Genomic DNA, 12,500 nt, shown 5'->3' on the forward strand with positions numbered 1-12,500 from the left:
TTGTCAGACTGGCGACACCGGTGTCTCAATATGTTCGATGGGCGCACGCCGTGCGATCAGCCGTCGACGCCCCGCTTGCACAAACCTCACGTCGATGACGGGGTCCGACGGGTTGCCCTCCACGGCCGCCACCTCCCCTTCCCCAAATACGGCATGTCGCAGACGCTGGCCCGGGTAGAACGACATGGTCATTTGATAGTCCGCAGGGGTTTCCTTGAGCTGCGAGGCAGTCAGAACGATATCACTGCGTCCCAACCGGTCGAGGTAGCGTCTCACCAACCCAGGCGACGATACCTCCAGCGGCTCGGCGCTGCCGCCCTCATCATGCAGGCATTCAGCAATACGCACGGCATCCTGCCAGGCGCTTTCACCAATGAAACGACTAGGGCGATGAGCGCCACCGTCATGCAGCACCAGCAACTGCTCTTTGGCGCGGGTGATGGCCACATAAAACAGCCGCCGCTCCTCTTCCAGACGCTCATCGCTGAGCGGGTTGTCGCGGCTGTAGTGGGGAAAGTCCTCTTCATTGACGCCGGCCACCGCCACCAGCGGCCACTCCAGGCCTTTGGCACCATGCACCGTGGTAATCAACACGCCCTGGGCCTGATTCTCCACTGGGCGCTCCAGCAGCTCGATGAAGGCATCGGGGTCCCGAACGCTCTCCGCCTGTTCGATCAACACGTCCAGCAGACGCACGTCTTCCTCGCCCTTGTCGCGTCGAGCAGCCGCGCGCTTGAGGGTCTTTTCGGCATCGATGGTATCCACCACGTGATGCAGCAGCCGGGCTGGCGGCCAGCCAGCCAAACGCGGCAGCTCGCACAGCAGCTCCCAGCGTTTTTTCAGCGTGCGCCGCTGCAAGGGTTTGAGCGCGGACAGCACGGCGTCATCTCGCTCTGGCCAGCGCTGGGTGGCCGCCAGCTGAGACGCCAGGCGCTGCAGACGCTCACGGGCCACGAACGGCGTGGGCTGGGACAGCAACAGCAGCAGATGCTCGGGGTCGTGCAGCAGTTCGGCCCGCCGAGACAGCTTCAAATAGCCTGCCAGTGCCTGTACAAGCGGCAGGCGAAACACGAAGCGATCCTCACGCAGCAGCCGAAAAGGCACCCCGGCCTGAAGCAGCGCCAGCTGAAAAGGCACCGAAAGCGCCCAGCTACGCACCAGCAGGCTGGCATCACTCAATGCCCGCCCCTGGGCCTGCCAGTCCATCAAGGCATCCAGCAACAGGCGGCTGCCCTGCCCCACGCGGACCTGAGTCTTCGGATTCTGGGCAGCCGCCAGGCATAGCTGGTCGGGGCGGCGCTGGTTCGCCATGATGGCGTGGTTGGCCGTCAGAGCCAGCGCGTGTCCATGGCGAAAGGTCGTGGAGAGCGGGTAATCCGTGGCGGTGCCGAAGGTGGCGGTAAAGTTTTCCAGCATGGTGTCCGGCCTGGCACCCCGCCATTCATAGATGCACTGATTGGCATCTCCCACTGCCATGACGCTGGCATCAGGGCCTGCCAGTACGGCCAGCAGCCGCTGCTGAACGGTATTGATATCCTGGTATTCATCCACGATGACGTGGTCGAGGAACCCTTCGACCCGCTGACGCAAAGCAGGCTCGGCCTCCAGCGCTTGCAGCGGGCGGTAGAGCAAGTCCGCGTAAGTCATGACGCCTTCGGCTTCCAGCAGGCGCTCGGCCTCGCTGAAGGCTGCCGGAAAGTAATCGGTGTCAGGCTCGTAGCTTAGCTGCTCATACAGCGTGGCAGCAGGCAACATCTCTGCTTTGACCAGAGCACAAAAATGAGCCAGCGCTTCCAGGCGCTCCCCTTCCAGGGCGGCATCCCGCTGCTCGGCATCGTCCAGCACATTGAGACTTGCCTGGCGCAGCAGACGCTCCATCTGCCACTCGGCAGAGAGCAGCCGCCGCGGCGCCAGCGCTCCCCAACGACACAAACTTTGCGTGAGCCGATGCCCGAGCGAATGGAAGGTACGTACATCCGGCAAGGTTTGCCCCTGCGGCGCCATTTTGGCAAGGCGACGCTGAAAATCATCCTTGGCCGAGCGGTTGAACATCAGCACCAGCATCCGCCGTGGGGAGACTCCCTGCTCCAACAGGTGCAGCACGCGTGCGGCCATGGTGGTCGTTTTACCGGCCCCTGCTACCGCCGCCACCCGCGCATGCCCGGCATCGTGGTGAACGACGGCCTGCTGTTCGGCAGTCAGTTTCACGAGACCTCACCCGCCACGCCGTGATCCCACACGCCCAGCCGATGCCATTCACCCGCACTGTAAAGACGACACTCGCTGCGGCCACCGGCCAGCTCGTGTATCTGGGCCTGCTCGACCAGCCGGTAGAACACGTTGCGGTGCAAACGCGCGGCCAGGCCAAAGCGCACCGCACACTCGGGGGCCAGCTCTCCGTCGGGGGTGGCGGTCAGCGTCAGCGGGTGCTGGTGGTCCAGCCGCACCACATCGTCGAACTGAGTCTTGAACCACCAGGCGTCAGCGTAGAAATCCGCTTCCACGATCAGCAGCGGACGGTCCACTACTTGAACGCGCCAGCGCTCCGCAGGTGTCACCAGGCAGTAGCCCTCATCGTCCAGGCGCAGCAGGCTTGCCAGCAGCTTCGCCACCGCCGGGCGCGCAAACGGCTGCCCCTCGTGCTGCCAGGTGCCGTCTGGATGAATCACGATATCCATGTCGCCAGACAGCGCAGGATGCCAGGTATCCAGCGGGGGAATATCTGCCGCGTCACCCCGTTGCTGCAGTAGCCGATCCAGCGTCATCGCCCTTCTCCTGAACTGCGCCGAGCGCTATACCAACAGACCGGACTGGGCCAGCGCTTCTTTGACATGAGGCGGTGCATCGGGAACGGCACCACGAAACAGATGGTAGAAATTGGCGGTAGTCTGCATGGCGACCTCGTCGGTGGTGATGCCGCGCTGCTGAGCAATGCACTCGGCGACTTCGACGACCCAGGCAGGCTCATTGGGTTTACCACGATAGGGCACGGGGGCCAGATAAGGACTATCGGTTTCAATCAGCAGCCTGTCGAGGGGCAGCTGTCGAGCCAACTCTCGCAATGGCGCTGCGTTACGAAACGTGATGATTCCCGACAGCGAAATGTAGAAGCCGAGCCGGACGGCCTCTCGGGCCATGTCCAGATCTTCGGTGAAGCAGTGCAATACCCCGCCGACGTTAGGATCGGCGTATTCGCGCAGCAGGGCCAGGGTGTCCTCCTTGGCCTCTCGAGTATGCACGATGACCGGCAGCTCCAGCTCGGCAGCGGCGATCAGATGGCGCTTGAAGCGTTCATGCTGAACGGCCTGTGGTACGCTCTCCTGATAGTGGTAGTCCAGCCCGGTTTCCCCGATGGCCACCACGTCGTACTGCTGGGCGGCCTCCACGATCTGCTCCACGCTGGGCTCTACCGGAGCCTGGTGCAGCGGATGCAGCCCTGCCGATATCACCACATCCTCATGTGCCCTGGCGATGGCGGCCAGACCAGGCAACGCTTCCAGCGAGGTCGAGATGGCCAGAAACTGATGCACGTGAGCAGCACGCGCTGCTGCCAGCGTGGCAGCCACGTCGCCGCCGTGAGTAAGCTCGGATAGGCGGTCCAGATGACAGTGTGAATCAACGAACATGAAAATCTCGCAGGGGATGAGTGGCGTGACGACGATGTTACAACGTGAACGAAGGCGGCGCCTTGTCCAGCTGACCGGCCAGCAAAGTCTCGATCCGGTCGCGGACAGGGTAATCCTGTTGGCTGAAGTGCACCCCGATGCCCGGCATCCGCCGGCCGCTGACACCTTCGGGCGAAATCCAGATGACCTGACCGCTGACGGAAAGGCGTTCGGTCTCCCCCGGCAGCGTCAACAGCAATACCACCGGCTGCCCGAGACGATAGAGCGAAGGCGTGGGGACGAAGATCCCGCCGCGATCCAGAAAAGGCATATAGGCAGCGAGCAGCGTAGGCACATCCGGTATGGTCAAGGAGAGCGCTTTTTGAGCAGCCATCACCACCTCGTCAGAAACACGTTGTCATGAGCGCAGCAGGGCCGACCAGCGCACCAGCCAAGCCTCCAGCACCAGTTGCGGGTTGGGGTTGGCTCCCACGGCCAGCAGCCGACGTTGCTCGCGGGCGTAATCGAGCAGCCGAAACCAATCCTGAACCCGGCCATTCTTGACGGCTTGCCGATACAGTGGCGCAAGATCCGGGTTGTGCAACGCGCTTTGCTCGCCCGACAGCCCTAGCCGGATCAAGTCTTCAAGCCAGGCAATACCGTACCACAAGATCGAATCGATCGCCTGACGATCCAACCGCGCCGCCTCCGCCACCGGCTCGGCGCCTCTGACCAGCTGCTCGAAGCAGTCATGAATCTGATGGCGTAGCGCCCGCTCCTCCGGCGCCGCCAGCTCCACCGCCAGCAAGGGCAGTCCGCCTGAAACTTGCCACCAGAAGTGTGCCTCGTCACCGCCCAACTGCTGGGTCAGCCAGCCACGGCACTCGTCGAATGCCACGCTGGGTAGCGCCCACTGCTGGCAGCGCGAACGGATGGTGGGCAGCGTGCGAGAGGGTACATCGGAGAGCAGAATGAACAGCGTCTTTTCACCCGGCTCCTCGAGGCTCTTGAGCAGCGCATTGGCCGCCGCGATGTTCATGGCCTCCGCCGGTGACACGACGATGACTCGGTAACCGCCCTGCTGGGCCGTTTGTGACACGAAACGGTTGACCTCGCGAATGGGGTCTATGCGAATTTGACGCTTGCCCTCCTCCGGCGACACCCTCAGCAGGTCGGGGTGATAGCCTGACGCCAGCATATGGCAAGCATGGCAATGACCACACGCCTGGTCACCGGGCTGCGCGCATAGCGTGCGTGCGATCAGCGCTTCGGCAAGCTGCTGCTTGCCCACCCCATGGGCGCCGCTGAGCAGCAGCGCATGGGGCATGCGACCGCTGTCGGCCAAGCGAACCAGCTGCCGCCACGTCGCCTGGTGCCACGGCAAGACATCATTTACGACCATTGCGCCATCCGTGTTTCCAGTGCGCGCGCAATGGCCGCCTGCACGCTTTCGAGAGGCTGTGCCGCATCGACCACGGCAAAGCGCTGCGGTGCCGCTTGGGCCCGCGCCAGGTAAGCCTCACGCACGGCGCCGAAAAACGCGGCCTGCTCCTGCTCGAAACGGTCGCGCTGGGTATTGAGATCACGCAACCGCCCCTCCAGGCGTTGGCGGGCAGCCTCGACGGGCATGTCCAGCAGCAGCGTCAAATCCGGCGAAAGCCCTTGCTGAACGAAGCACTCCAACTGAGCAATGCGCGCCGGATCGATGCCACGCCCGCCACCCTGATACGCAAAGGTGGCGTCGGTGAAGCGGTCACACACTACCCAGGCACCGCGCTCCAGGGCCGGCACGATTTTTTCCGCCAGATGCTGTGCTCGGGCCGCAAAGACCAGCAGCAGCTCAGCGTCTACGCTCAGCGGCTCCTGGGGTGCAGGATCCAGCAGCAGCTCGCGAATGGCTTCGGCACGCGGCGTGCCACCGGGCTCACGAGTTCGCACTACGTCGAGCCCCTGCTCTTTCAGCCAGGCCTCCACGAACGCCACGTTGGTAGATTTTCCGACGCCCTCACCGCCCTCCAGGGTGATGAAGCGACCACGCTTGCTCATTGCTGCCCCTTACGGAATAGATACGCCATGATAATGCTCGCCATGATCTGTGTGTCAGCGGTTGCGAATATAGCGATTCACCGCATTGTTGTGCTCGCGCAGGGTGCGCGAAAAGTGGTGCGTACCATCGCCACGGGAAACGAAGTAGAGCGTTTCACCCGGCAACGGATTCACCGCCGCCTCCAGCGAGGCGCGCCCCGGCATGGCGATGGGCGTGGGCGGAAGGCCATCGATCACGTAAGTATTGTAGGGGGTTGCCTCGCGGATGTCGGCGCGAGTAATGCGCCCCTGATAACGCTCGCCCATGCCATAGATGATGGTCGGGTCGGTCTGCAGCCGCATGCCCCGCTCCATGCGCCGCTTGAACACCCCGGCGATTTCACGACGCTCTTCCGGCGCACCGGTTTCGCGTTCGATCAACGACGCCATGATCAACGCCTCGTAAGGGGTATCGATGGTCAGGTCGTCATCACGCTGCTCCCAGACCTCTTCCAGGATTCGCTCCATGCGGCTCAGCGACTGGCGCAGAATATCCACATCACTCATGCCCAGGTGGTAGCGGTAGGTATCCGGAAAGAACCAACCCTCAGGAAACGTGCCTTCACGCCCCAATAAGGCCATGACCTCGTCATCGCTCATCTCGGCAGTGCGATTTTCCAGCTTCGGGGCACTGTCCAGCAAAGCGCGCATCTGGCGGAAGGTCCACCCTTCCGGGATGGTCAACGGGTACGTCACCACGTTGTTGCTGCCCAGCAGTGCCACCAACTCCATACCGCTCATGTCCGGCACCAGCTGATATTCGCCTACCCGCAGACGCGGCACCTGCTCGGGCTCCAGCCGCGCCAGCAGTTGGAAGGGCCAACGCGCCTGGATAATGCCTTCCGCTTCCAACTGACGAAGCACCTGATTGAAGCCGGCACCGGCAGGCACCTGGTAAAGCGCGGGCTCATCCAGCGCAATGGGCGCCGCCAGACGATGTTGCCAATAGGCGTAGCCACCGGCCACTGCGGCAACGCCTAGCGCAATGATCAGCCCCACGGCGATAAGAAACCGTTTCACGATGTCACCTCAGTGATTTTAAAGTCGTTGTTGGCTATTCAGGCTGGATAGCCCAATAACGGATGGGCCACCCGCTGTAACGGGTCGGGGCCTTGCACCTCCGGCCAGGTACGCAAGATGCTGCCCTGCGGGTCATCCAACCGATACACGGGCCACACACCTTGCACAGAGTTGCCCACCCAAAGGCGCTCGACGCTGGAGAGCGCGCTCACAGGCAGCTTGCTCTCCCTGACATACCCCAGCTCCAGTAGCGCAGCCCGCAGCGTTCCTGCGACGCCGCAGCCATCGACGAAGGGCGTCAACAACGCCTGACCCGATTGCCAGAACAGGTTCATGCTGGTCGCTTCGATGACGTGATCGCGGTGATCGAGTAGCAGCCCTTCAGCAATGGTACTTGCCTGCCACTCCCGGCGAGCAAGCACGTTTTCGAGGCGGTTCAAGTGCTTGATGCCCGCCAACTGCGGCTGGTGACCCAGCCGCAGTTGGCATAAGCGCACGCGCACCCCCGGCTGCCAGCGCTCGGGGCTGGCAGCAAAAGGCATTCTGCGGCTCAGTAGCCTCGGCGCTATTTGATCGGGAAGCGCGTAGCCGCGCCCTCCACTGCCCCGGGTCACGATGACCTTGAGCACCTCCAGAGGTGCCTCTGCGGGGGTTTTCCACGTATCGGCAAGCGCTGAATCCGCAGGCATCGGAATACCAAGCCGCTGGCACCCCAAGGCCAATCTTGCCTGATGGTATGACCACAGCACGGGCTGCCCTTCACGCAGCAGTACCGTTTCGAACAGGCCATCCCCATACGCCAGCCCTCGGTCATCGAACGGCACCCAAGGCATGGTCATGACGCGCTATACCCGCTTGAACAGCAGCGAACCATTGGTGCCACCAAACCCGAAGGAGTTGGAGAGCGTGATATCGATGCGCATGTCGCGGGCGGTGTGGGGCACGTAGTCGAGACGACAGCCCTCCTGGGGGTTATCCAGGTTGATGGTGGGCGGTGCCACCTGATCACGAATCGCCAGAATACTGAACACCGCCTCGACCGCACCGGCCGCACCCAGCAAGTGGCCAATCATGGATTTGGTCGAGCTGACCGCTACGTCTTGCGCAGCACTGCCCAACACCTTCTCGACGGCACGGCTTTCGGCCAGGTCCCCTGCGGCCGTCGAGGTACCATGGGCATTGATATAGTCCACCTCGGAGGGGTCGATACCCGCGTCCTTGATGGCATTGCTCATGGAGAGCGCAGCGCCTCGACCATCTTCCGGCGGGGCGGTCATGTGATAGGCATCATCGCTCATGCCAAAGCCTGCCAGCTCCGCATAGATGCGTGCGCCGCGCGCCTTGGCGTGCTCGTACTCTTCCAGCACCAGTATGCCCGCCCCGTCGGACAGCACGAAACCATCGCGATCCCGATCCCAGGGGCGGCTGGCCGCTTGCGGGTCGTCATTGCGAGTAGACAAGGCGCGGGCCGCCGAGAAGCCCCCCAGGCCCAAGGGCGTAGTGGCCATTTCTGCCCCGCCACACACCATCACGTCGGCATCGCCATAGGCGATGGTACGCGCACTGTAGCCGATATTGTGAGTACCCGACGTGCAGGCCGTGGCAATCGCGATATTGGGGCCTCGGAAGCCGTGCTGAATGGCCATGTTACCGGAAATCATATTGATGATAGAGCCGGGCACGAAGAACGGCGACACGCGACGAGCGCCTCCCTTGAGCAGCGCACTGTGGTTCTGCTCGATCATCGGCAGGCCGCCAATGCCCGAGCCTACCGCCACACCAATCCGCTCGGCATTCTCTTCGGTGCACTCGATGCCAGAATCCTGAATGGCCTGGGCTCCGGCTGCCATGCCGTATTGAATGAATAGATCCATCTTGCGGGCATCTTTCGGATTCAGATAAGGGCTGATATCGAAGTCCTTGACCGAACCGCCAAACCGCGTGTTGAAACCGCTGGTATCGAAATGCTCGATGGCTGCGATTCCACTTTTACCGGCGACGATATTCGCCCACGATTCAGCCACGTTGTTGCCCACTGGGGTCACCAGGCCTAACCCGGTTACCACTACCCTTCTCCGCGCCATCAGTTTTCCTCCAGGCATCCATGGTGACACGACCCGTCCGGGTCATTTTGCAGCACAAAATTGGTGACTAGTATAACGGAGATTGCACGGTATATTCATTGTGACTGCAAAGCAAAAAAGCCGCCCCACATCAGGACGGCTTTTTTAACATGGGTGACAGCCTGCCACCCTGGTTCACAGCGTCGACCGAGCCCTTACTGGTGGGCGTTTACGTAGTCGATGGCTTCCTGAACCGTGGTGATCTTCTCGGCTTCTTCGTCGGGGATCTCGGTGTCGAATTCCTCTTCAAGCGCCATCACCAGTTCAACGGTGTCCAGAGAGTCAGCACCCAGGTCTTCTGTGAAAGAAGAGCTATTCTGGATATCTTCTTCTTTTACGTTCAGGCGCTCAGCCACAACTTTTTTAACGCGCTCTTCAATAGTACTCATCAACGTACTCCAGTCGTTCACATTAGCCGTTAGAGATAACCAGCTATTTGGAAACCGCAAGCCAAAAGCTGCGGGGTAGTTTATAGACGCCCTCAAGCTGACGCAACCGCCAGTCTCAAGGCCATCAACGCATATTCATACCGCCATTGACATGCAGGGTTTCACCCGTGATGTAACCTGCAGCATCACTGGTCAGGAACCCCACTGCGGCGGCGATCTCTTCCGGCCCACCCAAGCGAGCGAGCGGAATCTGCTTGAGCAGCATCTCGTGCTGCGCTTCCGGCAGCGCTTCGGTCATGTCGGTGGCGATGAAACCCGGTGCCACGGCATTGACCGTGATCGCACGCGAGGCAACTTCACGGGCCAGTGCACGACTGAACCCTTCCATGCCTGCCTTGGCGGCCGCGTAGTTGGTCTGACCCAGGTTACCCATGGTCGCCACCACCGAGCTAATCGACACGATACGACCAAAACGAGCCTTGGTCATGCCACGCAAGCAAGCCTTACTGACACGATAGACGGACTTGAGGTTGGTATCCATGACGGAGTCCCACTCCTCTTCCTTCATGCGCATGAGCAGGTTATCACGAGTGATACCGGCATTGTTGACCAGAATGGTCGGCGCACCAAAGCGTTCGGCAATACTCTTCAACACCTCATCGATGCTGGCCTGATCGGTCACGTTCAGACACAGGCCTGCACCTTCGATACCATTGGCCTTGAGATCGGCATCGATCTTCTCGGCACCTGACACACTGGTGGCCGTGCCTACCACGATGCGCCCCTGGCGGCCTAGCTCATGCGCAATGGCTCGCCCGATGCCTCGGCTGGCACCGGTTACCAGCGCCACTCGTTTTTCTTGCGTCATTTCGTTTATCCTTTCACCAAACTAGCAAAGGTAGCAGAAAACAACCGCTGGTCACGCACCGTTTGCCAACGCTTCGCGAGCGAGCTCCAGCGCGGCATCCAGGCTATCCGGGTCATTCACCGCCAACCCCTTGGCACTGCGCACGATACGCTTGTTCAAACCAGTCAGCACCTTGCCTGGGCCACACTCGATAAATACGCTCGCCCCTTGCTCGGTCATCGCCTCGACGCAAGCAGACCAGCGCACCGGCTGGTAAAGCTGCTCGATCAGGCGCGTGCGCAGGGTATCGATATCGGCATGCGCCTGGGCATCTACATTCTGAACCACCGTGTAGCGAGGGGCACGCAGCTCCATGTTCTGCATGGCCTCGGCCAACTGCTCGGCCGCTGGCTTCATCAGCGCACAGTGCGAAGGCACTGAGACAGGCAAGGCCAGCGCACGCTTGGCCCCGGCCTCCTGGCAAGCGACGATGGCACGCTCGACGGCCGCTTTGCTGCCCGCGATGACCACCTGACCAGGCGAATTGTAGTTGACTGCAGCCACCACGTCGCCCTGGGCAGCCTGGGCACAGGCATCTTCAACCGCCTGGTCCTCCAGGCCCAGAATGGCGGCCATTCCTCCCTGACCAGCGGGCACCGCCTGCTGCATGGCTTCGCCGCGCAGGCGTACCAGCTGCACACCCTCGGCAAACCCCATGACACCGGCACACACCATGGCGCTGTATTCGCCCAGGCTGTGGCCTGCCATCACGTTAGGGCGCGGCCCTTCCAACTCCTGCCACACACGCCAGATGGCCACGCTGGAAGTCAGCAGCGCCGGCTGGGTGCATGCGGTCGCGTTCAATGCATCTTCAGGTCCTTCCTGGACTACTTTCCACAAATCGTAGCCCAACGCATCTGACGCTTCCTCAAAGGTCGTTCCCACCACGCTGTAGCGCTCGGCCAGCTCTCGCAGCATTCCAAGCTGCTGAGAGCCCTGCCCGGGAAAAATGAGGGCAAGGGGTTGAGACATGTCGTTCACCTTTGCTCTTGTAGGCATTTGCTCAATTGAGCGATAGGCGTAGCTATTGTCCCCGTTTGACAACGGGTGTCGGCATCTCCTGCTGCCTCCAATAGCCCGCAAAATCGTATATCGTTTATTGTCATCCGATCACGGCGGCATCAGCGAAAGCGTTTTGCCAACTGAGTGGGCAAATCCTGCTCTACCTCGTGCAGCGCTCGCAAAATGGCATAATAAAAGCCGTCTGCCTGCGCCCCGCCATGACTCTTCACTACGATATGCTGCAACCCAAGCAGGCTAGCGCCGTTATAGCGCACCGGATCCAACTCCTGCTTGAGGCGCCTGAGTACAGGCCTGGCCAGTAGACTTGCCAGCCGCCCAGTGAGGCGCGATTCAAACGCCATCTGGACGCGCTCGACCAGCATACGAGTCAAACCTTCACTTGCCTTGAGCATTACATTGCCAACGAAACCATCACACACCACCACGTCCAGCTCGCCCTGGAAGACATCACCCCCCTCAGCATAGCCGCAATAGTCGAAACCGGGGTCTGCATAACGGCGGATCAAGGCATCTGCTTCACGCACCGTGGCACTGCCTTTGGTGGCTTCCGAACCAACGTTCAACAGCGCCACGCGCGGACATTCGATACCGTCCATGCACTGGGCCATGGCCGCTCCCATGGCGGCAAAGTCTACCAGACGTTCAGCAGGTGAATCGACGTTGGCCCCAAGATCCAGCAAATAGCAGCGACGCCCTGAACGCGCAGGAATGGCGGTACTGATCGCTGGTCTGGAGAAGCCTGCCAGCATGCCCAGCTCGCGTCGCGCCAACGCGACAAGCGCCCCCGTATTGCCAGCACTCACTCCTGCAACGGCGTGCCCAGCCGCCACATGACGCAGCATGGACGCCATACTGGTGTGCTGACCCCGGCGCAACGCCCAGGCGGCGGTGGCATCAGTCGCTACGCTGTCAGGCGCATCGATGACCACCAAACGTGACACTGCCGCAGCCAAGGGCTGCGGCAAGCGCGAGAGCTCAGCGACGATACGCTGATGCGGGCCAAACAGGGCAAGCTCGAGCACAGGATTTTCCACTACTGCCCTTGCAGAGCCTTCGATAATGGCACGGGGGCCTTGGTCACCCCCCATGACATCAATCGCAAGACGCACTGCACTCACACTGATTGGCCGCGCGATAGGTCGAGCGAGGTTTAAACCTCAACCACCTTGCGGCCACGGTAGAAACCGTCCGGAGAAACGTGGTGGCGCAGGTGAGTCGTACCGGTTTCCTTGTCCTGAGACAGGGTCGGGGCGCTCAGCGCATCGTGGCTACGACGCATACCGCGCTTGGAACGAGTTTTACGGTTCTGTTGAACTGCCATGGGTGTTTACTCCAAGGTATGTAGGGT

Annotated in this window: 14 protein-coding genes; all 14 read right to left on the minus strand. The window is 61.5% G+C overall.

What is annotated here, in order from left to right:
• Positions 1-3: 3 nt before the first annotated feature.
• Positions 4-2,208 (minus strand): ATP-dependent helicase, encoded by a 2,205-nt coding sequence (locus tag B7L72_RS10075; RefSeq protein ID WP_081194081.1) that lies wholly within the window; start codon positions 2,206-2,208, stop codon positions 4-6.
• A complete protein-coding gene (locus tag B7L72_RS10080) occupies positions 2,205-2,765 on the minus strand; it encodes a DUF1285 domain-containing protein (protein WP_081194082.1) in 561 nt (186 codons plus the stop codon). Before B7L72_RS10080 ends, B7L72_RS10075 begins: the two co-directional genes overlap by 4 nt.
• Positions 2,766-2,792: 27 nt before the next feature.
• Positions 2,793-3,626 carry a TatD family hydrolase gene (locus B7L72_RS10085; RefSeq protein ID WP_016913558.1) on the minus strand — a complete coding sequence of 278 codons (834 nt, stop codon included), beginning with the start codon at positions 3,624-3,626 and terminating at the stop codon, positions 2,793-2,795.
• Positions 3,627-3,663: 37 nt separating this feature from the next.
• Complete coding sequence (locus tag B7L72_RS10090; protein ID WP_016913557.1) at positions 3,664-3,999, minus strand: PilZ domain-containing protein; 336 nt, start codon at positions 3,997-3,999, stop codon at positions 3,664-3,666.
• 24 nt (positions 4,000-4,023) lie between these two features.
• The gene (locus tag B7L72_RS10095) at positions 4,024-5,007 is read right to left on the minus strand and encodes a DNA polymerase III subunit delta' (RefSeq protein WP_016913556.1); all 984 of its coding nucleotides are present in this window, start codon (positions 5,005-5,007) and stop codon (positions 4,024-4,026) included.
• Complete coding sequence (tmk, locus tag B7L72_RS10100) at positions 4,998-5,651, minus strand: dTMP kinase (protein WP_081194083.1); 654 nt, start codon at positions 5,649-5,651, stop codon at positions 4,998-5,000. Before tmk ends, B7L72_RS10095 begins: the two co-directional genes overlap by 10 nt.
• 54 nt (positions 5,652-5,705) lie before the next feature.
• Entirely contained in the window at positions 5,706-6,713 is a 1,008-nt protein-coding gene (gene mltG / locus B7L72_RS10105; RefSeq protein ID WP_081194084.1) for an endolytic transglycosylase MltG, read from the minus strand.
• A 35-nt stretch (positions 6,714-6,748) separates the two neighbouring features.
• The gene (gene pabC, locus B7L72_RS10110) at positions 6,749-7,549 is read right to left on the minus strand and encodes an aminodeoxychorismate lyase (RefSeq protein WP_081194086.1); all 801 of its coding nucleotides are present in this window, start codon (positions 7,547-7,549) and stop codon (positions 6,749-6,751) included.
• 6 nt (positions 7,550-7,555) lie between these two features.
• Positions 7,556-8,794 (minus strand): beta-ketoacyl-ACP synthase II, encoded by a 1,239-nt coding sequence (gene fabF / locus B7L72_RS10115; RefSeq protein ID WP_081194088.1) that lies wholly within the window; start codon positions 8,792-8,794, stop codon positions 7,556-7,558.
• A 194-nt stretch (positions 8,795-8,988) separates the two neighbouring features.
• Entirely contained in the window at positions 8,989-9,222 is a 234-nt protein-coding gene (acpP, locus tag B7L72_RS10120) for an acyl carrier protein (RefSeq protein ID WP_008956801.1), read from the minus strand.
• A 124-nt stretch (positions 9,223-9,346) separates the two neighbouring features.
• Positions 9,347-10,090, minus strand: coding sequence for a 3-oxoacyl-ACP reductase FabG (gene fabG, locus B7L72_RS10125; protein WP_081194090.1), 744 nt, complete (start codon positions 10,088-10,090; stop codon positions 9,347-9,349).
• Positions 10,091-10,141: 51 nt separating this feature from the next.
• The gene (gene fabD, locus B7L72_RS10130) at positions 10,142-11,101 is read right to left on the minus strand and encodes an ACP S-malonyltransferase (protein ID WP_016913550.1); all 960 of its coding nucleotides are present in this window, start codon (positions 11,099-11,101) and stop codon (positions 10,142-10,144) included.
• Between the two features lie 149 nt (positions 11,102-11,250).
• Positions 11,251-12,261 (minus strand): phosphate acyltransferase PlsX, encoded by a 1,011-nt coding sequence (gene plsX / locus B7L72_RS10135; protein WP_026001658.1) that lies wholly within the window; start codon positions 12,259-12,261, stop codon positions 11,251-11,253.
• Between the two features lie 41 nt (positions 12,262-12,302).
• Positions 12,303-12,473 (minus strand): 50S ribosomal protein L32, encoded by a 171-nt coding sequence (gene rpmF, locus B7L72_RS10140; RefSeq protein WP_009099300.1) that lies wholly within the window; start codon positions 12,471-12,473, stop codon positions 12,303-12,305.
• Between the last annotated feature and the right edge of the window lie 27 nt (positions 12,474-12,500).

The sequence above is a fragment of the Halomonas sp. BC1 genome, from assembly GCF_002078135.1.
Lineage (GTDB): Bacteria > Pseudomonadota > Gammaproteobacteria > Pseudomonadales > Halomonadaceae > Vreelandella > Vreelandella stevensii.